Source organism: Meridianimarinicoccus marinus, from assembly GCF_040689105.1.
In the GTDB taxonomy this organism is placed as follows: Bacteria; Pseudomonadota; Alphaproteobacteria; order Rhodobacterales; family Rhodobacteraceae; genus Meridianimarinicoccus; species Meridianimarinicoccus marinus.
The window spans coordinates 65,249-85,028 of sequence record NZ_JBFBVU010000006.1; the positions used below are offsets into that span (position 1 = coordinate 65,249).

Below are 19,780 nucleotides of genomic sequence, written 5' to 3' on the forward strand. Positions count from 1 at the left end.
CCCGCAACCGGGCGTTCCGTGGGCGCCAAACCGACGAGGAGGCCAGATCATGGCAGACATCTCCCTTACCTTTCCCGATGGCAACAGCCGCTCTTACCCCGCAGGCGTGACCCCCGCTGATGTGGCCGCTGGTATTTCCAATTCGCTGGCCAAGAAGGCCATCTCGGCCACCGTCGCCGGCCAGCACTGGGATCTGCAATGGCCGATCGAGGCCGATGCCGAGATTGCCATTCACACCCTGAAGGACGACGCCCCGGCGCTGGAACTGATCCGCCACGACTGCGCCCACATCATGGCCCGCGCCGTGCAGGAGTTGTGGCCCGACGTGCAGGTCACCATCGGCCCGGTGATCGAGAACGGCTGGTATTACGATTTCGACCGCGCCGAGCCCTTCACCCCCGAAGATCTGGGCGCCATCGAGAAGAAGATGCGCGAGATCATCGCCGCCCGCGATCTGGTCCGCACCGAGATCTGGGCGCGCGACCGCGCCGTCCAGCACTACAAGGACAAGGGCGAACCCTATAAGGTCGAACTGATCGACGCCATCCCGGGTGACGAGCCGCTGCGCATGTACTGGCACGGCGACTGGCAGGATCTGTGCCGCGGCCCGCACCTGCAACACACCGGACAAGTGCCCGCCGATGCCTTCAAGCTGATGAAGGTGGCCGGAGCCTATTGGCGCGGCGACAGCAACCGCCCGCAGTTGCAGCGTATCTATGGCGTGGCCTTCCAGAACAAGGACGGGCTGAAGAAATACCTCAACTTCCTCGAAGAAGCCGAGAAACGCGACCACCGCCGCCTTGGCAAGGAGATGGAGCTGTTCCACTTCCAGGAGGAAGCCCCCGGCATGGTGTTCTGGCATCCCAACGGCTGGACCATCTACCGCGAGTTGGAAGACTACATGCGTCGCCAGTTGACGCGCGACGGCTATAAGGAAATCAAGACCCCGCAGGTGGTGGACCGCAAGCTTTGGGAAAAGTCCGGCCACTGGGACAAGTACCGCGAGAACATGTTCACCACCGAGATCGATGAGGAACATGCCAACGAAAAGCGCACCAATGCGCTGAAGCCGATGAACTGCCCCTGCCATGTGCAGGTGTTCAATCAGGGCCTGAAGTCCTATCGCGACCTGCCCATGCGGCTGGCCGAATTCGGCTCGTGCCACCGTTACGAGGCGCATGGCGCGTTGCACGGTCTGATGCGGGTGCGCGGCTTCACTCAGGATGACGCGCATATCTTCTGCACCGAAGACCAGATCGAAAGCGAATGCGCCAAGTTCATCGACCTGCTCAGCCGCGTCTACACTGACACCGGCTTTGGTAAATTTGACATCAAGCTGTCGACGCGCCCCGAACAGCGTGTCGGGTCGGACGAGATCTGGGACAAGGCCGAGGCCGCGCTGGAAAAGGCGATCCTCAGCGTGCGCAACGATTTCGAGCTCGATCCCGGCGAAGGCGCGTTCTACGGGCCGAAGCTGGACTTCAAGCTGACTGACGCCATCGGGCGCGAATGGCAGTGCGGCACCTTCCAGGCCGATTTCAACCTGCCCGAGCGCCTGAACGCCACCTACATCGGCGCCGATGGCGACAAGCATCGCCCGGTAATGCTGCACCGCGCGGTTCTGGGCTCGTTCGAGCGGTTCCTGGGCATCCTGATCGAGAACTACGCGGGCAAATTGCCGTTCTGGCTGGCCCCGCGCCAGGTGGTGGTGGCCTCGATCATCTCGGACGCGGATGCCTATTGTCAGGAGGTCGTCAACGCGCTGACCGCCGCCGGCGTGCGCGCCGAGGCCGACCTGCGCAACGAGAAGATCAACTACAAGGTGCGCGAGCATTCACTGGGCAAGGTGCCGGTGATTCTGGCCATCGGCATGAAAGAGGTCGAGAACCGCTCGGTCTCGGTCCGCCGTCTGGGCGAAAAGTCGACCAGCGTCGTGCCGCTGGACGAGATGGTCGGACAACTGACCCAAGAGGCCACGCCGCCCGATCTGGTCTGATCCGTTTCTCGATCCTCTATTGCAACGGCCCGCGGTTTCCCGCGGGCCGAATTGTTTCAGGCCGGGAAATTTCGGCGCGACCCGCCAACCCCGCGTGCCGTGAAACCTGTAACATTTCGTGTGTAGCGGCCGAACCCAAGGTCGCGGCGTGTAATACACTGGCAGCATGTCGTTAAATATCAATGCTTTGGATGGGAACTCACCCCGCCCCGATCTGACAGGATATGACAGCCCGGTGAGTCACAGAGCCGTGTGTGGGATCGCCGATTTCCACCGTCTAGGATTTCCCTGTCGCCCGCTGCGGCACCGAAACACACAGAACCCAACAAGGATTGACCCATGTCGAACACCGTGAAGCACCTTGCCGTTGCTGGCGCCGTCGCCGCCGCCGTTGCCACCGCCGCCACTGCCCCGGCCCACGCGCAAGCCCAGGAGAAATGCTATGGCGTGTCGCTGGCCGGCGAAAACGATTGCGCGGCCGGCCCCGGCACCACCTGCGCCGGCACCTCGACCGTCGACTACCAGGGCAACGCCTGGACACTGGTGGCCAAGGGCACCTGCACGGAAATGGACCTTCCTGATGGGCGCATGGGGTCGCTGGACGCCCTGGACCGCGATCTGCCGGCCTGACCGGCCTATCGGGCAGGCCGCAACCGGCCTGCCCATCCCTGATTTCCCGAGGTGCCCATGTCGCCCAGCCGCCTGCCCTTCAACGCCCTCCCTGATGCCGTCGGCGTCGGCTACAAGTCCCGCCATTTCGCGGCGATCGAGGCCGATCCCAGCCCTGTCCGCTGGTTCGAGGTTCATGCCGAGAACTACATGGGTGCAGGCGGACGCCCCCTGGCGCAAATGCGGGCGCTGGCCGAACGCTTCCCGATCTCGGTGCATGGCGTCGGTCTGTCCATCGGCGGAGACCGCCCGCTGGATACCGACCATCTGGCGCGCCTGAAGACGCTGCTGGGCTGGCTCAATCCGGCATCGTTTTCAGAGCATCTGGCCTGGTCGACCCATGACACCGGCTTTCTGAACGACCTTCTGCCGCTGCCCTACACCGCCACCACGCTGGACCGCGTCTGCACCCATATCGACCAGGTGCAGGAGTCTCTGGGCCGCCGGATGCTGCTGGAAAACCCCTCGACCTATCTGGCCTTTGCCGAGACCGAAATGGCCGAGGTCGATTTCCTGCGCGAGATTACCACCCGCACCGGCTGTGGCCTGCTGCTGGACGTGAACAACGTGTTCGTGTCGGCCACCAACCAGCAGACCGATCCCGTCGCCTATATCGACGCCTTCCCGCTGGATCTGGTGGGCGAAATTCATCTTGGCGGCCATGACGAGGACACCGACGACGCGGGCGCGCCCCTGCTGATCGACAGCCACGGCGCCCCGGTGGTGGACCCGGTCTGGACGCTCTATGCCCATACCCTGCGCCGGGGCGGTCCGCGCCCGACCCTGATCGAATGGGACACCGATGTGCCCGACTGGCCCGTGCTTGCGTCCGAGGCCCGCCGCGCGGCAGAGCTGCTGTCCCCGGCCCCGGTTCCGGCGCAATGACCCGTCTTTCAACCTTTGGGCAGGCCGTTCTGGACCCCCAATCCCCGGTGCCAAAGGGTCTGACCGGCCCCGATGGCGCCCCCGCCGGGAAGCGATTCGACGTCTACCGCAACAACGTGGCCGTCAGCCTGACCGAAGCCTTGGAAACCGGGTTCCCGGTCATTCGCAAGCTGGTCGGAGAAGACTTTTTCAAGGCCATGGCAGGCGTTCACCTGCGGCAATCGCCCCCGCAAACGCCGCTCCTGATGTCCTATGGGGCCGCGTTTCCAGCCTTCCTGGAATCCTTCCCGCCGGTGGCGCATCTGCCGTATCTTGCCGATGTGGCGCGACTGGAACTGGCCCTGCGCGAGGCCTATCACGCCGCCGACAGCACGCCCATGGATCCCACATGCCTGCAAGACCTTCCCACTGACGTGCTGATGACCACGAGGTTCTCCATGGCCCCGGCCATGCGTCTGCTGTCCTCGCCCTATCCGATCCACGGCATCTGGCGCGCCAATACCGAAGCCACCGCCCCGCCCCCGCAACCGCAGGCCGAAGCGGTGCTGATCACCCGGCCAGGATTCGACCCGATTGTTGATCCGTTGACGCCCGGTGCCGCGGTGTTCTGCTCAATCCTTCATAGCGGCGCGCATTTCGGCGCGGCGCTGGACCGGGCCTGCAAGACCGATCCCGACTTTGACCTAAGCGCCACTCTGGGCCTGCTTCTGACCCGTGGCGCGATCCATTCCCTGACCGAAAGCTGAGACCATGAACACCCTTGTTTCCCTGTACAATTCTGCCTTCGGGCTGCTGGAACGCGCCACCGATGGCTGGCTGACCCCGACACTTGCCCGGCTGGTCTTCGCCGGCACCCTGCTGGTCTACTACTGGGCATCGGCGCTGACCAAATTGGGCGACGGTATCTTCGGCTTCCTGTTTCCCTCCCCGGGCGCCTACATCCAGATCTTCCCCAAGGCGGTGGAGGCCGCGGGCTATGACACCAGCCAGTTGGGCTTCTTCCACTGGCTGGTCGTGCTCCTGGGCACTTATGCCGAGTTTCTGCTGCCGTTGATGATTGTCATTGGGCTGCTCACCCGCGCCGCAGCCCTTGGCATGATCGGCTTTGTCATCGTGCAAAGCTGGGTGGACATCACCGGGCACGGGCTGGCGGCCAAGGACATCGGCGCATGGTTCGACCGCGACCCGAGCAGCCTGATTGTCGATCAGCGGTCGTTCTGGATCTTTCTGCTTCTGGTTCTGGTGCTGAAAGGCGCGGGTCCCTTCGCCGCAGACCGCTTTGTCCTGAACCGCAAAAGCGACGCCTGACCCGCGGATCGGCTGCCTGAAAACCGGGCAGCCGTGTCGCCGATGCCGGGGGCCACGGGAAAAAATGGCCCGGGATCCGGCACTCCGGACTTGCCTTTTTGCTCCAACATGCTTGTTCAATAGTTACGGGGCGCGGTTCCACCGCTCCCCATGCACCACGGTCGATACGGTTTCGGCTGAAGACAAACGGCCCGCTCCGGCGGGGAGGACAAGGAGACACGCGATGCCCACAGGCACCGTGAAATGGTTCAACACCACAAAAGGCTACGGCTTCATCGCCCCCGACGACGGCGGCAAGGATGTGTTCGTACATATTTCAGCGGTAGAGCGCGCCGGGCTGACCGGCCTCGCCGACAATCAGAAGGTTTCCTATGAATTGCGGGAAGGCCGCGACGGTCGGGCGTCAGCCTCGGAACTGTCTCTGGAAAGCTGAGCCGGTTCTGACCGCGAGAGATCAAGCAAACGGCCGCCATCGCGGCCGTTTTTTGCGTTTACAGCCGCAACCATTCGCCCAATTCGCAGGCCGGCGCGGTGCTGCGCAGCGGTGTGCGGGCCACCACCGTCCAGTCGGCCGGATCAATCCGGGGAAAGAAGGTGTCGGCATCTGGCACGTCGAGATCGACCTCGGTGATCATCAGGCGATGGGCCAGCGGCAGCATTGCCGTATAGATCCCCGCGCCACCAATGCCATAGATCCGGTGATAGCCCGCAGCGGCGCAGGTGGTCATGGCCGCCTCGACACTGGTGCAGACTGCGTCCGCACCGTCGATCTGTGCACTTGAGACGACGCAGTTGAAGCGGCGTTGCAACGGGCGGACCGGCAGGCTTTCCCAGGTCCGGCGGCCCATGATGATCGCCCCGCCCAGGGTTTCGCGCTGAAACGCCTTCAGATCCTCGGGCGCATGCCACGGGATATCGCCGTCCCGCCCGATGGCACCGTTTCTGGCCCTCGCAACGATCAGTGTCAGCATGGTCAGACCGCCACCGGCGCGCGGATCACCGGCGCCGGGTCATAGTCGAGAAACTCGAAATCCTCGTAGCGGTAGTCGAAGATCGACGGGACGTCGCGCGTGATCTTCAGGGTCGGACGGGCGCGCGGGCTGCGAGAGAGTTGCTCGGCCACCTGTTCCCTGTGGTTGGAATAGATATGCGCGTCGCCGATGGAATGGATGAACTCGCCAGGCTTGTAGCCGGTGACCTGCGCCAGCATCGCGAGCAGCAGCGCGTAGGAGGCGACGTTGAAGGGCACGCCCAGGAACATGTCCGCCGAGCGTTGATAGAGCTGCAGATGCATGGTGTCGCCCTGCACGCGAACCTGCCACAGGGTGTGACAGGGCGGCAGCGCCATCTCGTCGACCTCGCCGGGGTTCCAGGCCGAAACGATCAACCGGCGGCTGTCGGGGCTGGTGCGGATGGCCTCGACCAGCTTGGCGATCTGGTCCACCTCACCGATGATCGGACCAGCGGGACCGGCCTCGACCTTGGGGAAATGCCGCCATTGGTGGCCATAAACCGGGCCGAGGTCGCCGTTTTCATCGGCCCATTCGTCCCAGATGCGCACCCCGTTGTCTTTCAGGTAGCGGATATTGGTATCGCCGGACAGGAACCACAGAAGTTCGTGGACGATCGACCGCAGGTGCAGCTTCTTGGTGGTGACCAGCGGAAATCCCTCGCGCAGATCATAGCGGCATTGCAGCCCGAAATACGACCGGGTGCCGGTGCCGGTGCGATCCGAGGAGTCGACGCCCTTTTCCAGAACCGTTTGCAATGCGTTGAGATATTCCTGCACGATTTTTCCTCCCGTGGGGCCTGCTCTGACCGGCGCGACTCGGACCCCGGATGCCGTTTCCCGATATGTACCCGTTCCGTGACAGGCGGCAAAGCGGTTCGCCGGTCCGGGAACACACATCGCGGCCCGGCGCCAAGGCATTTGCAACCGCCGCCGGTCCGCCTATGTTTGCGCCATCAACAACAGGGGATCCCGATGACGATCAAATACCTCCACACCATGGTGCGCGTGAAAGATCTTGAGGCGTCGATGGCGTTCTACCGCCTGCTGGGACTGGAAGAAACCCGGCGCACGGACAGCGAGGGCGGGCGCTTCACGCTGATCTTCATGGCACCGCCGGATCAACCGGACTGCCCGCTGGAACTGACCTACAACTGGGATGGGGACGAGGGGTTGCCCTCGGACAGCCGCCATTTCGGGCACCTGGCCTATGCGGTCGACGACATCTACGCGACCTGTCAGCACCTGATGGACAATGGCGTGGTAATCAACCGTCCGCCGCGCGACGGGCACATGGCCTTCGTGCGGTCGCCGGACAACGTGTCGATCGAATTGCTTCAGAAGGGAAAATCTCTGCCCCCGCAGGAGCCCTGGGCGAGCATGGAGAACACCGGTCACTGGTGATCTGGGGGCGTTTGGACCGTTCTGGTCCCTTGTTCGGGCGGCGCGATGGCGCCCGGACGATGCTCAGTAGATATAGCGGATCTGGTCGCTCCAGTACCGCTCGACCCGGCGCAGCGAGGTGTTGATCTGGGCCATGCCATCGGCGCCCATCACCCCATGGCTTTCCAGCCCGTCAGCATGGCGCGCGAAGAGATCCTGCATGGTGGCGCGGATATCGCGGCCCTTTTCGGTCAGCTTGACCCGCACCGAGCGGCGGTCGATCTGGCAGCGCTGGTGGTCCATGAACCCCATCTCGACCAGTTTCTTGAGATTGTAGGACACGTTGGAGCCCTGATAGTAACCGCGGCTTTTCAACTCGCCCGCAGTGACCTCGTTGTCGCCGATGTTGAACAGCAGCAGCGCCTGCACCGCGTTGATCTCGATGATTCCGAGCCGTTCGAACTCATCCTTGATCACGTCCAGCAACAGCCGGTGCAGCCGTTCGACCAGCGACATGACATCCAGATAGCTGGACATCACCGACTGATCCGCCTTTTCCCCGATACCTGGGTGAACACTCATTCTGAAAACCTCCGCCAATAAGCAACTGGCGAAAACATTCAGCGCATTTTCCCAAGATCACGTTAAACTGGGCGCGATCCCGGCGAGACTGCGGTGGTTTGGCTGTCGGCGATGCGGGTCATCAGGTCCAGATACTCGGGCGGGGTCGGTTTCTGGCCGCTGACCCATTGGTACAGGTCATGATCGTTTTCCGACAGCAGCGCGTCATAGATCGCCAGATCGGCCTCGTCCAGCCCTTCAAGCTCACGATCCGCGAAACCGCCCAGGATCAGATCCATTTCCTTGATGCCGCGCCGCATCGACCGCATCTTCATGCGCTTGATCCGTGCCTCTGCCGTTTCTGCCATCACTTGTCCTCTTTCAGCACCTGCCGCAGGCGCTTTTCCAGCAGGCCCACGCGGTCGGCGCTGCGCTGCATCTCGGATTTCAGCACCCGCATCTCGGTCAGGATCGCCGCCAGATCGTCCGAGATCGTGTCCTCGACCGCCGGACCATCCAGCCCTTCGCCCTCGGCCGTCAGCAGCCAGGTCAGCGACACGCCAAGGATGCCCGACAGCATCTGCAGCTTGTTGGCGCGCGGCTCGGAAAAGTCATCTTCCCATTTGGCGACCGTGGTTTCCTTGACGCCCAGCCGCCGGGCCAGTTGCCCGCGACTCATGCCGGCGGCTTCCCGCGCGCCGGCCAGCCGGTCTCCGAAGGTCGAAGTCTCGGAACTGAACCATTCTTCGGGTTTTTCAGCGCCGCTCATGTCCATGGTATCTTGATCCGTCATGCGGCGCACCCTAAGCATAGCCAATCCCCATGACAACCGGAGAGACCGATGAGCTTCCTGTCCGAAACCCTTGCCCGCGTGAAACCCAGCCCGACGATCGCGGTCACCACAAAGGCCGCGGAACTGCGCGCCGCCGGCAAGGACGTGATCGGCCTGGGCGCGGGCGAGCCGGATTTCGACACGCCCCAGAACATCAAGGATGCCGCCGTCGCGGCCATCGCCGCGGGCAAGACCAAATACACCGCCCCCGATGGTATCCCCGAGCTGAAGCAGGCGATCTGCGCCAAGTTCAAGCGCGATAACGGGCTGGACTATGCGCCCGCGCAGGTCTCGGTCGGCACCGGCGGCAAGCAGATCCTCTACAACGCCCTGATGGCCACGCTGAACCCCGGCGACGAAGTGGTGATCCCGGCCCCCTATTGGGTCAGCTATCCCGACATGGTGCTGCTGGCCGGCGGCGAGCCGGTGATTGCCGAGGCCACCGCCGAGAACGCCTACAAGCTGACGCCCGAGGCGCTGGAGGCCGCGATCACGCCCAAGACCAAATGGCTGATCTTCAACTCGCCGTCGAACCCGTCGGGTGCTGCCTATTCGCGCGCCGAACTGAAGGGGCTGACCGATGTGCTGATGCGCCATCCCCACGTCTGGGTGATGAGCGACGATATGTACGAGCACCTCGTCTATGACGATTTCGACTTCTGCACCCCGGCCGAGGTCGAGCCGGCGCTGTACGACCGCACCTTGACCGTCAACGGCGTGTCAAAGGCCTATGCGATGACCGGCTGGCGGATCGGCTATGCCGCCGGTCCCAAGGAACTGATCGGCGCGATGCGCAAGATCCAGTCGCAAAGCACGTCGAACCCCTGCTCCATCAGCCAATGGGCGGCGGTCGAGGCGCTGAACGGCACCCAGGATTTCATCCCGGTCAACAACGAGACCTTCAAGCGCCGCCGCGACCTTGTGGTGGCGATGCTCAACGACTGCGACGGCATCACCTGCCCGACACCGGAAGGTGCTTTCTATGTCTACCCGTCGATTGCGGCCTGCATCGGCAAGACCTCGGGCGCGGGCACCGTCATCGAGAATGACGAAACCTTCGCCACAGCCCTGCTGGAGGAAACCGGCGTCGCCGTGGTCTTCGGCGCGGCCTTCGGCACCTCGCCCTGCTTCCGGGTCAGCTATGCCACCTCGGACGAGGCGCTGACCGAGGCTTGCGGACGGATCAAGGCGTTCTGCGCGGCGCTGTCGTAAGCGACCGGATCAGGCGGCCGGCGCCCTGCGCGCCGCCGCCACCTTCGGCACGATCCGGGTCCAGAACCGGCGCATCATCAGGATGCCGGCCATGGTCAGACCCAGCGCCAGACCCAACCAGATTCCGACCCCGCCCAACCCGGTGTGGAAGCCCAGAATCCAGGCCACTGGCGCGCCGACGCCCCAATAGCTGACCGCCGCATAAATCATCGGCACGCGGGTGTCCTGTACCCCGCGCAACAGCCCCAGCGCCATGACCTGCGCCGCATCGGTCACCTGGAAGATCGCGGCCGCCGCCAGCAGGCCGACACCGATGGCCACGATGGCGGGCAGTTGCGGATCGTCGGGATCGAGGAACAGCCGGATCAGCGGCTCGGGCAGCGTCAGGAAGACGACAACCGTGACAATCGCCGCCACAGCCGACAGCGCAAACGCCGCCTTGGCCCCGCCCACCAGCAGATCCACATCCCTGCGCCCATAGGCGCGCCCGGCCCGCACGGTCGCGGCCTGTGACAGGCCCAGATGCACCATGAAGGTGGCCGTCGCGCATTGCAGGGCGATGCCATGGGCGGCCAGCGCCTCGGCACTGATCCAGCCCATCAGCACCGAGGCGAAGGAGAACAGCCCGACCTCGGCCAGACTGGTCAGCCCAATGGGCACACCAATGCGAAACACCTGCCGCAGCGCGATCCAGTCGGGCCGCCAGAATCGCACGAAAATCTCGCGCCGCCGCTCTTTCCAGCGGGCGTAGATCACCAGCAGGATGGCCGCTGCAACATTCGACCCGACCGAGGCCCAGGCCGCGCCGCGCACCCCCATTTCGGGAAATCCGAAGGAACCGAAGATCAGCAGATAGTTCATCAGCGCGTTCACCGCCGCCGCCGCCAGCGTGACCCACAGAACCACCTGTGTGCGCTCCAGCGCCGACAGGTAACTGCGCAGCAGCATGATCACCAGCGCGGGCACGGTCATCCACAGGCCAATGGCGAAATACTGGCCGGCCAGCGTCGCCACCTCGGGCACCTGCCCCAGCATGCCGAACAGATCGGGCACCATTGCCAGCGGCGGCAGGACCACCACGCAGAACCCCATCGACGCCCAAAGCCCCATACGTGTGACGCGGCGCACCTGGATGTCGTCGCCCTCTTCGGCGGCCGCGGCCACCAGGGGCATGACGCCCCAGGCAAACCCTGAGCCAAGGATCAGGAACACAAAGATGACCGAGGTCGCCACCACCAGCGCCGCAAGCTCGGGCACGCCGTACCAGCCCATCATCACCGTATCGGTGACCTGGATCAGCAATTGCCCCAACTGCCCGCCGATCAACGGCAGGCCAAGGGTCAGGGTCGCTTTCACATGCGTGGAAAAGGGTTGGGGATTGGACATCCCCGGCCCTTACTCCGATTGGCCTGCCCCCTCAAGGGCCGTGCGGTTCCGGGTTATTGAACCTCGACCAACCGGAACATGGCGCGGCTCAGGTTGCTCTGATGGAAAGACCGCAGCGATTTCGCCTTTGGGATCAGCCGAATACCGACCGACAGAGAGTCGTAATTCCGCTGGCCACGGTAATCGTCGAACGCTTCGGCGTAATCCAGGAACAGGCTTACCGGTGCATCGCCGAAACGGTATTCGGTGCCGAATCCGTAGACCGCGCCATCGGTATCCGCCAGCGCCCCTGCCATCAGCAACCAGTTGTCATTGATGTAGAAGTCACCATCGACCTGGCCGAACAACCCCGGCCCGTCGCGCCCCGGCACATCGTCGGAATCGGCGATGAACTGCGCGCCGAACAGCCCGTGCCAGTCGATGGAACGGCCGAAATGCTCGGCGCTATAGGCCAGCTCGGTCGTCGTGGACAGATCATCGGCAGCGCGGAACCGCGCCCCGGCGGCATAGCGCTGCATGCCGACGCGCCGCCCGAATGCCAGTTCAAACCCGTTGACCGCCGGATAGTGTCCGTCGAAATCCTCGTTGCGCACGCCCAGTTCCAGCGCCGCCCGCATCCGTCCGTCGCCCAAGGCATCCCAACTCAGCGCCATGGCCAGCCGGAATATGTCGTTGTCCGATTTATCATGATCGCCCGGTTGAAGGATCTCGTCGCGCGCTGCATAGTTCAGTGCCGCGTCGAACTCGACATTCTGTGCCTGCGCCGTCGAAATGCCCGCAAGGACAGCAAGAACCGCCCCGAAACCTACTGCTCGCATCGTTTTTTCCCATGCGTTTGCCTCCCACATGTTGTGGCACGAGAGGCGAATCAACGCAAGTGAAGGCGCGGGAGTGATTGCCCTTCCCCGCCCGCTGCCTGTAGACTGACCGCAAACACCAACAAAAAGAGCAGTTCCATGGCCGATGACCTTCTGACCGGCGCGCAACCGTCGCCCGCCTATGACGCCGCCTCGATCGAGGTGCTGGAAGGGCTGGAACCGGTGCGCAAGCGGCCGGGCATGTATATCGGCGGCACCGATGAACGCGCCCTGCATCATCTGGTGGCCGAGGTTCTGGACAACTCGATGGACGAGGCCGTCGCGGGCCACGCCAGCCGCATCGAGATCGAACTGCACGGCGACTGCTCGGTCACCATCAAGGACAACGGGCGCGGCATCCCGGTGGATCCGCATCCGAAATTTCCCGACAAATCGGCGCTGGAAGTGATCCTGTGCACCCTGCACGCGGGCGGCAAGTTCTCGGGCAAGGCCTATGAAACCTCGGGCGGTCTGCACGGCGTCGGTGTGTCCGTCGTCAATGCCCTGTCCGATTTCGTCCGGGTCGAGGTCGCGCGCAACAAGACCGTGTACGCGCAGGAATTTTCCCGTGGCATCCCGCAGGGACCGGTGACCGAGGTCGGGCAGGCCCCCAACCGCCGTGGAACCTCGGTCACCTTCCACCCTGATGCCGAGATATTCGGTAAGTTAAGGTTAAAGCCCGCGCGATTGTTCAAGATGGCCCGCTCCAAGGCCTATCTGTTCTCGGGCGTCGAGATCCGCTGGAAATCCCACATCGACGATGGCGAAACCCCGGCCGAGGCGGTGTTCCACTTCCCCGGCGGCCTGTCGGACTATCTGACCGAAACCCTGGGCAACGCGGCCACCTATGCCGACCGCCCCTTCGCCGGAAAGGTCCAGTTCCAGGAGCGTTTCGGCGTGCCCGGTTCTGTCGAGTGGGCGATCAATTGGACCCCGGCCCGCGACGGCTTCATCCAGTCCTATTGCAACACCGTCCCCACCCCCGAGGGCGGCACCCATGAAGCCGGCTTCTGGGCCGCGATCCTGAAGGGCATCCGCGCCTATGGCGAACTGGCCAACAACCGCAAGGCCAAGGACATCACCCGCGAAGACCTGATCACCGGCGGCTGCGCGCTGGTATCCTGCTTCATCCGTGAGCCGGAATTCGTCGGCCAGACCAAGGACCGGCTGGCCACCACAGAAGCCGCCCGGCTGGTGGAAAACGGCGTCCGCGATCATTTCGACAACTGGCTGGCCGCCGACACGAAATCCGCCGGTGCGATCCTCGACTTTCTGGTTCTGCGCGCCGAGGAACGCCTGCGCCGCCGTCAGGAAAAGGAAACCGCCCGCAAGTCGGCTACCAAGAAGCTGCGTCTGCCCGGCAAGCTGGTGGATTGTTCGGCCGCCAACCGCGCCGGCACCGAGTTGTTCATCGTCGAGGGCGACAGCGCCGGCGGCTCGGCCAAGATGGCCCGCGACCGCAAGACCCAGGCCCTGCTGCCCCTGCGCGGCAAGATCCTGAACGTGCTGGGCGCGGCCTCGTCGAAGATGACCCAGAACGCCGAGATCAACGATCTGTCGCAGGCCTTGGGGGTCTCGATGGGCACCAAGTTCCGCGTCGACGATCTGCGCTATGAGAAAATCATCATCATGACCGATGCGGACGTCGACGGCGCCCATATCGCGGCGCTGTTGATGACCTTCTTTTTCAGCCAGATGCGCCCGCTGATCGACAACGGCCACCTCTACCTCGCCTGCCCGCCACTGTACCGGCTGACGCAAGGCGCCAAGCGCGTCTATTGTCTGGACGAGGTCGAGCGCGACGAATGGCTGGCCAAGGGGCTGGGCGGCAAGGGCAAGATCGACGTCAGCCGCTTCAAGGGTCTGGGCGAGATGGACGCCAAGGATCTGAAAGACACCACCATGAACCCGGCCACCCGAAAACTGATCCGGGTCTCGGTGGACGACGACGAGCCCGGCGAAACCGCCGATCTGGTGGAACGGCTGATGGGCAAGAAACCCGAGAAGCGGTTCGAGTACATCCAGGACAACGCGCGGTTTGTTGAGGAACTGGATGTCTAGGCGCGCGTTGTGATCCCTGACGTGGCGGCGCAACGCGCGGAGCGCACTGGACAGAGTCCGCCCGCGGCCCCACGTTGAGGAAACCAAATGTGGAGATCGTTCATGCCTATCAAGCTGCTCGCCTTGCCCCTGCTTGTACTAAGTCTTGCCGCGTCGGCAGGCTGGGCGGGAAACCACAAGGACAATCCCGGAAAATCCAAGGGCAACGGACACAGAACCAGTCTGACGGCCGGCAACAGCGGCAAGATCCCGCCGGGCCAGATCAAGCGCTATACCCGCGGGGCGAAGCTGCCCGCGGATCTCGACTATGTGCGGATCACCGACCTGTCGCGCTACAAGCTGCCGAAACCGGGCAAGGGCCAAAGCTATGTGATCATTGACGATGAGATCGTCGAGATCATCAACGACACCAACACGGTTGTGGATGCCATCGGAATTGTCGCAGACTGGCTGAACTGACGCATCCCCAGCAGGAGGCCACGATGCGCGCTTTCGAGGACATCTATTCCATTGCCGTTACCCGCAAAGGCGCGCCCGACGCTGTCGAAGCCCAGGTGCACGGCCCCAAACCACCCGCCGAGATCGCGCAGATCCCCGAAGCCGACTGGCTGGCCGCCTTTTCCGGCGCAATCTTCTCCACTGGCCTGAACTGGCGCGTGGTGGAAAACAAATGGCCGGACATTCTGGCGGCCTACAAGGGCTTCGACGTGAACGCCTGCGCCATGATGGATGACGGCTGGTTCGATGAGCTCATGTCCGACCCCCGCATCATCCGCAACGGCGCCAAGGTCACCTCGGTGCGCGACAATGCGGTGTTCCTGCAATCCCTGCGCGCGCAGGGCGGCGCCGGACAGGTCTTCGCCGAATGGCCCGCCACCGATTTCATCGGCCTGCTGGCCCTGATGAAAAAACACGGCGCCCGCATCGGCGGCACCACCGGCCAATACGCCCTGCGCAAGATGGGGGTCGACAGTTTCATCCTGTCCAAGGATGTGGTTGCCCGGCTGATCGCAGAAGGGGTGATCGACAAACAGCCGACCTCGAAAAAGGCCATGGCCGCGGTGCAGGAGGCGTTCAACACCTGGATGGACCAATCCGGCCGCTCCCTGACCGAGGTCAGCCGCGTGCTGGCCCTGTCGGTCTGAGGCCTTCACCCAAGCGTGATGCAGGGCCTGCACGTTCGGCGCTAGGATGGGGAAAACAGCAAGGATCCCCCCATGCGCCGCATCGCTCTCGCCCTTACCCTTCTTGCCAGCCCCGGCTTTGCCGACAGCATCGCCCCGCGTGACGGCTGGGCGATCCACGCCAGCACCAAGACCTACGACCAGATGATCGACGCGGTCAAAGCCGCCGCTGCCGAAAACCAGCTTGGCGTCGTCACCCAGGCCGGTCCCACCGGGGCCGCCAAGGCGCGCGGCATCACCATTCCCGGCAATCAGGTCATTGGGCTTTTCAACAATGTCTTCGCGGTGCGCATCCTCGGCCTGTCCACTGCGGCAATGATCGAAGCCCCGATTCGCGTCTACGTGACCGAGGAGCCTGACGGCACGGCGCTGCTGTCCTACAAGACCCCCAGCCACGTCTTTGCCCCCTATCTAGACGAAGGCGGCACCGATCTGGCCGCCGCCGCCGCTGAACTGGACGCGCTGTTTGCCGGTGTCGCCGAACAAGCCCTGGCGGACTGACCCCCCATTGCCCACCCCCAACCGGTGTGCTTTGTGATCCCGGAAGGAGATCGCAATGCCCGAGATGTTCAAATACGCCGCCGTCATGTTCCTGGCCGGTCTCGGCATCCCGGTGCTCGCGGCGCTGAACGCGGGGCTTGGGCAACGCATCGGCTCGCCGGTCTCCGCAGCGCTTGTTCTTTTCGGCGTCGCGCTTGCGGCCACAGCACTTGTGGTGCTGCTCAGCAGCGCCCCCCGGACGCCCGCGATCCTCACGGGCCACCCCTGGCCGCTGTACCTCGCCGGAACGCTGGTCGCCTTCTACGTGCTGACCATCACCTGGGCCGCGCCCCATTTCGGCGTCGGCAACGCGGTGTTCTTCGTGCTTCTGGGACAGCTCGTCTCTGCCGCCCTGATCGACCGCTTCGGGCTGCTCGGCGCGCCGATGACCGACCTCAGCCCGCTGCGCCTGGCGGGCATCGCCACCATGGCCCTGGGCCTCGGCCTGGCCCTCAAGGGCTGACCCGAGCCCTTTTTCTTGGCAGAAATACTCCCGCCGAAGGCGGAATTCCGCGGCCGTCAGGCCGCCACCAACTGCCCAGCCTCCAGCCGCAACACGCGGTCCATGCGTGCCGCCAGATCCGGATTGTGGGTCGCCACAAGACCGGCCAGACCGGTATCGCGCGCCATGGCAACCATGACGTCGAACACCGTTTCTGCCGTGTCGGGATCAAGGTTCCCGGTGGGCTCATCCGCCAGCAACAGCCCCGGACCATTGGCCAGCGCCCGGCAGAAGGCGACGCGCTGCTGCTCGCCGCCCGACAGGGCCGCTGGTCGATGCCCGGCCCGCGCGCTCAGCCCGACGCGGCCCAGCAGATCTTCGGCCCGACGGGCGGCCTCTGCCTGCCCCACCCCATTGGCCAGTTGCGGCAGGACGATGTTTTCCAGTGCCGAAAACTCCGGTAACAGGTGGTGAAACTGGTAGACGAACCCCACCTGTTCGCGCCGCATCCGGGTGCGGGCACCATCGCGCAGCGCGCCGGTGTCGCGCCCGTCAATACAGACCCGGCCCGCATCAGGTCGGTCCAGAAGCCCCGCGATGTGCAACAGCGTCGACTTGCCGGCGCCTGAGGGCGCCACCAGCGCCACCAGTTCCCCCGGTGCGACGCGCAGATCGACCCCGCGCAGGACCGAAACCTCGCCCGGCCGCCCCTTGTTGTAGACCCGCGTGATCCCGGTCAGCTCCAGCATTGGCTCAGCCATGACGCAGCGCCTCCACCGGGTTCATCCGCGCCGCACGTCGGGCCGGGAAGATCGTCACCACGAAGGACAGGAACAGCGACAGCCCCATGGCGGTCAGCACATCGTCCCAATGCAATTGCGCCGGCAGGTAATAGATCCCCCGGATCGACGGATCCCAGACCCCGCCCCCCGACAGTCCGTTCACCAGCGCGAAGATCGGATCGATATAGAGCGCAAAGAGACAGCCCAGCACCACCCCCGCCAGCGTGCCGATGACCCCGACCGAAGCCCCGCAGATGAAGAACACCCGCAGCACCGCGCCCTCGGACAGCCCGATGGTGCGCAGGATGCCGATGTCGCCCTGCTTGTTCTTCACCAGCATGATCAGCCCCGACACGATGTTCATCGCCGCGATCAGCACCAGCACCGACAGCAGCACGAACATCACGTTGTCCTCGACCGCCAGTGCCCGCAGGAACGCACCCGAGGCATCCTGCCAGGTTTGGAACAGCCCGTCGTTGCCCGCCGCGCGCCACAGGTCCGGCATCACCGCGGCCAGATCCTCGGGATCGGCCAGCATGATCTCGATCTCGTCGGCCATCCCGTCGCGGTTGAAGAACAGTTGCGCTTCGGCAAAGGGCATGTAGACCCGCGTGGAATCGATGTCATAGCGCCCGGCGCTGAACACATGCACCACCTCGTAGACACCGACGCGCGGCGAGGTGCCGAAGGGCGTCTTGGCCCCGTCGGGCGAGATCAGCTTGATCTGGTCGCCGGGCAGCAGCCCCAGCATCCGCGCCACGCCCGCGCCGATGGATACACCTTCGCCATAGCGGGCCAGGTCGCCGGTGCCCATCTCGGGATCGGCGATGCGCGGCAGGGAGGCCAGATCCTCGGCCGCCATCCCATAGACCTGCACCCCGGCGTTGCGTCCGCGCCCGCCGGCCAGCACCTGCCCCTTGACCAGCGGCGCCACGCGGGTGACGCCGGGCACGGCGCGCAGACGCTCGGCCACCTCAAGGTAGTCGGGGATCAGCCGCTCGGGCTCGCCCGCGTCATTCAGCCGGGTGATGTTGTAATAGGTGACATGGGCATTGGCGCCCAGGATCGTGTCGACAAATTCCGCCCGGAAGCCCGAGCGCACGGCCAGCGTGGCAATCAGGGCAAACACCGCCAGCGCAATGCCCACTAGCGAAATCCAGGTCATCACGCTGACGCCACCTTCGGCCCGCCGCGCGCGCAGATAGCGCCAGGCGATCATCCATTCGAAGCGGGAAAAGGGCGGTGTCTGGGCCATGTACATCTCTGCCTGTCTGCTCGCGCGGACCCTGAGCGAGCGCGCAGCAGAGGTCAACCCGGGGCAGCCGAACCGCCCCGGCACGGGATCACAAGGTCATGAGGCGCCTAGGACGCCCAGTCGTAGGCACGCTCGCCGTGCACTTCCAGATCCAGACCCTTGTGCTCCTGTTCTTCGGTGGCGCGCAGGGGCGTGACCAGACCGACCAGCTTGATCAGCACCACCGTCACAACGGCGGTGAAGACGCCGACCACTGCCAGACCGCCCAGTTGCGCCACCCATGTGCCCTGCCCGAAGACCGCGATCATGAGGGTGCCGAAGATGCCGCCGACACCGTGCACGGCAAAGACGTCCAGCGTGTCGTCGATCTTCCAGACGTTGCGGATCAGGTTGACCGCCTCTTGACACAGCACCCCGGCCACCGCGCCAATCAGCAGGGCCTCGACCGGGCCGACAAAGCCCGAGGCGGGGGTGATCGAGGCGAGCCCCGCGATGGTGCCCGTCACCGTGCCCACCAGCGAGGCCTTGCCGTATTTGATCCGCTCCCACAGCGCCCAGCTGAGCGAGGCCGTCGCCGCCGAGATATGGGTCACGGTCAGCGCCATGGCGGCCCCACCGTCGGCGGCCAGTTGCGAGCCGCCGTTGAAGCCGAACCAGCCGACCCAGAGCATCGCTGCCCCCATGAACACGAAGGTCGGGTTGTGCGGTGGCGTGGTGGTGTGGCGGCGCGGGCCCAGGAAAGCGGCAAGGATCAACGCCGCCAGACCGGCGGTTTCATGCACCACGATGCCGCCGGCGAAGTCGCGCACGCCAATTTCGCCGAAAATGCCGCCATCCGACAGCATGCCGCCACCCCAGATCCAATGCACCACCGGCGCATAGCACAGCAGCATCCACAGGCCCGAGAACAGCAGCACGAAGCCAAAGCCGATGCGCTCCACATAGGCGCCGACGATCAGCGCCGGGGTGATGATGGCAAAGGTCATCTGGAAGGCGAAGAACAGAACCTCCGGCAGGGTGCCCGACAGGGTGTCGGGGGTGATGCCCAGAAGGAAGGCCTTGTCCAGCCCGCCCCACAGCCCGCTGGTGCCGCTGCCGAAAGCGATGGAATAACCCGCCACCAGCCACAGCACGCTCATCAGGCAGGCGATCGCGTAGCAATGCATGAACACGCTCAACACGTTGCGCGCGCGGACCAGCCCGCCGTAAAACAGTGCCAGCCCCGGCAATGTCATGAACAATACCAGCGCCGTGGCGACAATGATCCAGGCGGTATCCGCTCCATTCATGATGGTCATCCCTCTCCCATTCGATGTTTCATGGGCTCAAAGCGGATGCGGGATGATTAGAAAAGCATCAAAATGTCACAGGCCCTGCTCAGGAAGCAGGCATGTGTGGTATGTCTGTTTTTTGGGCTG

23 protein-coding genes are annotated in these 19,780 nt (G+C 64.4%); 13 read left to right on the plus strand and 10 right to left on the minus strand.

Translation table 11 applies throughout. From position 1 onward, the window contains the following. The first annotated feature begins 49 nt into the window (after positions 1-49). The 6 genes from thrS to AB0T83_RS06905 all read left to right on the plus strand — a co-directional run bounded on the left by thrS (position 50) and on the right by AB0T83_RS06905 (position 5,291). Positions 50-1,996, plus strand: coding sequence for a threonine--tRNA ligase (thrS, locus tag AB0T83_RS06880; protein ID WP_366192302.1), 1,947 nt, complete (start codon positions 50-52; stop codon positions 1,994-1,996). 339 nt (positions 1,997-2,335) lie between these two features. Then, complete coding sequence (locus tag AB0T83_RS06885) at positions 2,336-2,626, plus strand: BufA1 family periplasmic bufferin-type metallophore (protein WP_366192303.1); 291 nt, start codon at positions 2,336-2,338, stop codon at positions 2,624-2,626. A 57-nt stretch (positions 2,627-2,683) separates the two neighbouring features. Beyond that, positions 2,684-3,550: an MNIO family bufferin maturase gene (bufB, locus tag AB0T83_RS06890; protein ID WP_366192304.1), complete on the plus strand. Its 867-nt coding sequence runs from the start codon at positions 2,684-2,686 to the stop codon at positions 3,548-3,550. Further along, positions 3,547-4,296 (plus strand): HvfC/BufC N-terminal domain-containing protein, encoded by a 750-nt coding sequence (locus AB0T83_RS06895; RefSeq protein ID WP_366192305.1) that lies wholly within the window; start codon positions 3,547-3,549, stop codon positions 4,294-4,296. Before bufB ends, AB0T83_RS06895 begins: the two co-directional genes overlap by 4 nt. Positions 4,297-4,300: 4 nt before the next feature. Next, on the plus strand, positions 4,301-4,858 hold the full coding sequence (locus AB0T83_RS06900; protein ID WP_366192306.1) for a DoxX family protein: 558 nt from the start codon (positions 4,301-4,303) through the stop codon (positions 4,856-4,858). Positions 4,859-5,081: 223 nt separating this feature from the next. Further along, on the plus strand, positions 5,082-5,291 hold the full coding sequence (locus AB0T83_RS06905; protein WP_366192307.1) for a cold-shock protein: 210 nt from the start codon (positions 5,082-5,084) through the stop codon (positions 5,289-5,291). Between the two features lie 58 nt (positions 5,292-5,349). Here AB0T83_RS06905 and AB0T83_RS06910 read toward each other — a convergent pair whose 3' ends face one another. Together AB0T83_RS06910 and AB0T83_RS06915 are read right to left on the minus strand one after the other, a co-directional pair. Further along, on the minus strand, positions 5,350-5,829 hold the full coding sequence (locus AB0T83_RS06910; RefSeq protein WP_366192308.1) for a dihydrofolate reductase: 480 nt from the start codon (positions 5,827-5,829) through the stop codon (positions 5,350-5,352). A gap of 2 nt (positions 5,830-5,831) precedes the next feature. Further along, positions 5,832-6,647 carry a thymidylate synthase gene (locus tag AB0T83_RS06915; RefSeq protein WP_366192309.1) on the minus strand — a complete coding sequence of 272 codons (816 nt, stop codon included), beginning with the start codon at positions 6,645-6,647 and terminating at the stop codon, positions 5,832-5,834. Between the two features lie 195 nt (positions 6,648-6,842). Here AB0T83_RS06915 and AB0T83_RS06920 point away from each other — a divergent pair, with 195 nt between their 5' ends. Beyond that, positions 6,843-7,271: a VOC family protein gene (locus AB0T83_RS06920; RefSeq protein ID WP_366192310.1), complete on the plus strand. Its 429-nt coding sequence runs from the start codon at positions 6,843-6,845 to the stop codon at positions 7,269-7,271. Between the two features lie 63 nt (positions 7,272-7,334). On the opposite strand, the gene AB0T83_RS06925 is transcribed toward AB0T83_RS06920, so the two are convergent. The 3 genes from AB0T83_RS06925 to AB0T83_RS06935 all read right to left on the minus strand — a co-directional run bounded on the left by AB0T83_RS06925 (position 7,335) and on the right by AB0T83_RS06935 (position 8,604). Further along, positions 7,335-7,832: a MarR family winged helix-turn-helix transcriptional regulator gene (locus tag AB0T83_RS06925; RefSeq protein WP_366192311.1), complete on the minus strand. Its 498-nt coding sequence runs from the start codon at positions 7,830-7,832 to the stop codon at positions 7,335-7,337. Between the two features lie 62 nt (positions 7,833-7,894). After that, positions 7,895-8,179 (minus strand): succinate dehydrogenase assembly factor 2, encoded by a 285-nt coding sequence (locus AB0T83_RS06930; protein WP_366192312.1) that lies wholly within the window; start codon positions 8,177-8,179, stop codon positions 7,895-7,897. After that, positions 8,179-8,604 carry a helix-turn-helix domain-containing protein gene (locus tag AB0T83_RS06935; RefSeq protein WP_366192313.1) on the minus strand — a complete coding sequence of 142 codons (426 nt, stop codon included), beginning with the start codon at positions 8,602-8,604 and terminating at the stop codon, positions 8,179-8,181. The genes AB0T83_RS06930 and AB0T83_RS06935 overlap by 1 nt, the downstream gene beginning before the upstream one ends. Before the next feature lie 48 nt (positions 8,605-8,652). Between AB0T83_RS06935 and AB0T83_RS06940 the strand changes: the two genes are divergently transcribed. Continuing rightward, complete coding sequence (locus tag AB0T83_RS06940) at positions 8,653-9,855, plus strand: pyridoxal phosphate-dependent aminotransferase (RefSeq protein WP_366192314.1); 1,203 nt, start codon at positions 8,653-8,655, stop codon at positions 9,853-9,855. 9 nt (positions 9,856-9,864) lie between these two features. On the opposite strand, the gene AB0T83_RS06945 is transcribed toward AB0T83_RS06940, so the two are convergent. Both AB0T83_RS06945 and AB0T83_RS06950 read right to left on the minus strand, forming a co-directional pair. Then, positions 9,865-11,241 carry an MATE family efflux transporter gene (locus tag AB0T83_RS06945; RefSeq protein WP_366192315.1) on the minus strand — a complete coding sequence of 459 codons (1,377 nt, stop codon included), beginning with the start codon at positions 11,239-11,241 and terminating at the stop codon, positions 9,865-9,867. Positions 11,242-11,294: 53 nt separating this feature from the next. Further along, a complete protein-coding gene (locus AB0T83_RS06950) occupies positions 11,295-12,059 on the minus strand; it encodes a hypothetical protein (RefSeq protein ID WP_366192316.1) in 765 nt (254 codons plus the stop codon). Between the two features lie 138 nt (positions 12,060-12,197). Here AB0T83_RS06950 and parE point away from each other — a divergent pair, with 138 nt between their 5' ends. From parE to AB0T83_RS06975, 5 genes are all read left to right on the plus strand, one after another. Further along, positions 12,198-14,159, plus strand: a complete 1,962-nt coding sequence (gene parE / locus AB0T83_RS06955; RefSeq protein ID WP_366192317.1) for a DNA topoisomerase IV subunit B — start codon at positions 12,198-12,200, stop codon at positions 14,157-14,159. A 102-nt stretch (positions 14,160-14,261) separates the two neighbouring features. Further along, entirely contained in the window at positions 14,262-14,618 is a 357-nt protein-coding gene (locus AB0T83_RS06960; RefSeq protein WP_366192318.1) for an RcnB family protein, read from the plus strand. 23 nt (positions 14,619-14,641) lie between these two features. After that, positions 14,642-15,304: a DNA-3-methyladenine glycosylase I gene (locus tag AB0T83_RS06965; protein WP_366192319.1), complete on the plus strand. Its 663-nt coding sequence runs from the start codon at positions 14,642-14,644 to the stop codon at positions 15,302-15,304. A 72-nt stretch (positions 15,305-15,376) separates the two neighbouring features. Then, a complete protein-coding gene (locus AB0T83_RS06970; RefSeq protein WP_366192320.1) occupies positions 15,377-15,844 on the plus strand; it encodes a DUF302 domain-containing protein in 468 nt (155 codons plus the stop codon). Between the two features lie 64 nt (positions 15,845-15,908). After that, complete coding sequence (locus AB0T83_RS06975; RefSeq protein WP_366192399.1) at positions 15,909-16,346, plus strand: DMT family transporter; 438 nt, start codon at positions 15,909-15,911, stop codon at positions 16,344-16,346. A 56-nt stretch (positions 16,347-16,402) separates the two neighbouring features. On the opposite strand, the gene AB0T83_RS06980 is transcribed toward AB0T83_RS06975, so the two are convergent. The 3 genes from AB0T83_RS06980 to AB0T83_RS06990 form a co-directional block, all read right to left on the minus strand. Beyond that, positions 16,403-17,086: an ABC transporter ATP-binding protein gene (locus AB0T83_RS06980; protein WP_366192321.1), complete on the minus strand. Its 684-nt coding sequence runs from the start codon at positions 17,084-17,086 to the stop codon at positions 16,403-16,405. Beyond that, positions 17,079-18,362 carry a lipoprotein-releasing ABC transporter permease subunit gene (locus AB0T83_RS06985; RefSeq protein WP_366192322.1) on the minus strand — a complete coding sequence of 428 codons (1,284 nt, stop codon included), beginning with the start codon at positions 18,360-18,362 and terminating at the stop codon, positions 17,079-17,081. The genes AB0T83_RS06980 and AB0T83_RS06985 overlap by 8 nt, the downstream gene beginning before the upstream one ends. 107 nt (positions 18,363-18,469) lie before the next feature. Continuing rightward, positions 18,470-19,651 (minus strand): ammonium transporter, encoded by a 1,182-nt coding sequence (locus AB0T83_RS06990; RefSeq protein ID WP_366192400.1) that lies wholly within the window; start codon positions 19,649-19,651, stop codon positions 18,470-18,472. Positions 19,652-19,780: the final 129 nt, after the last annotated feature.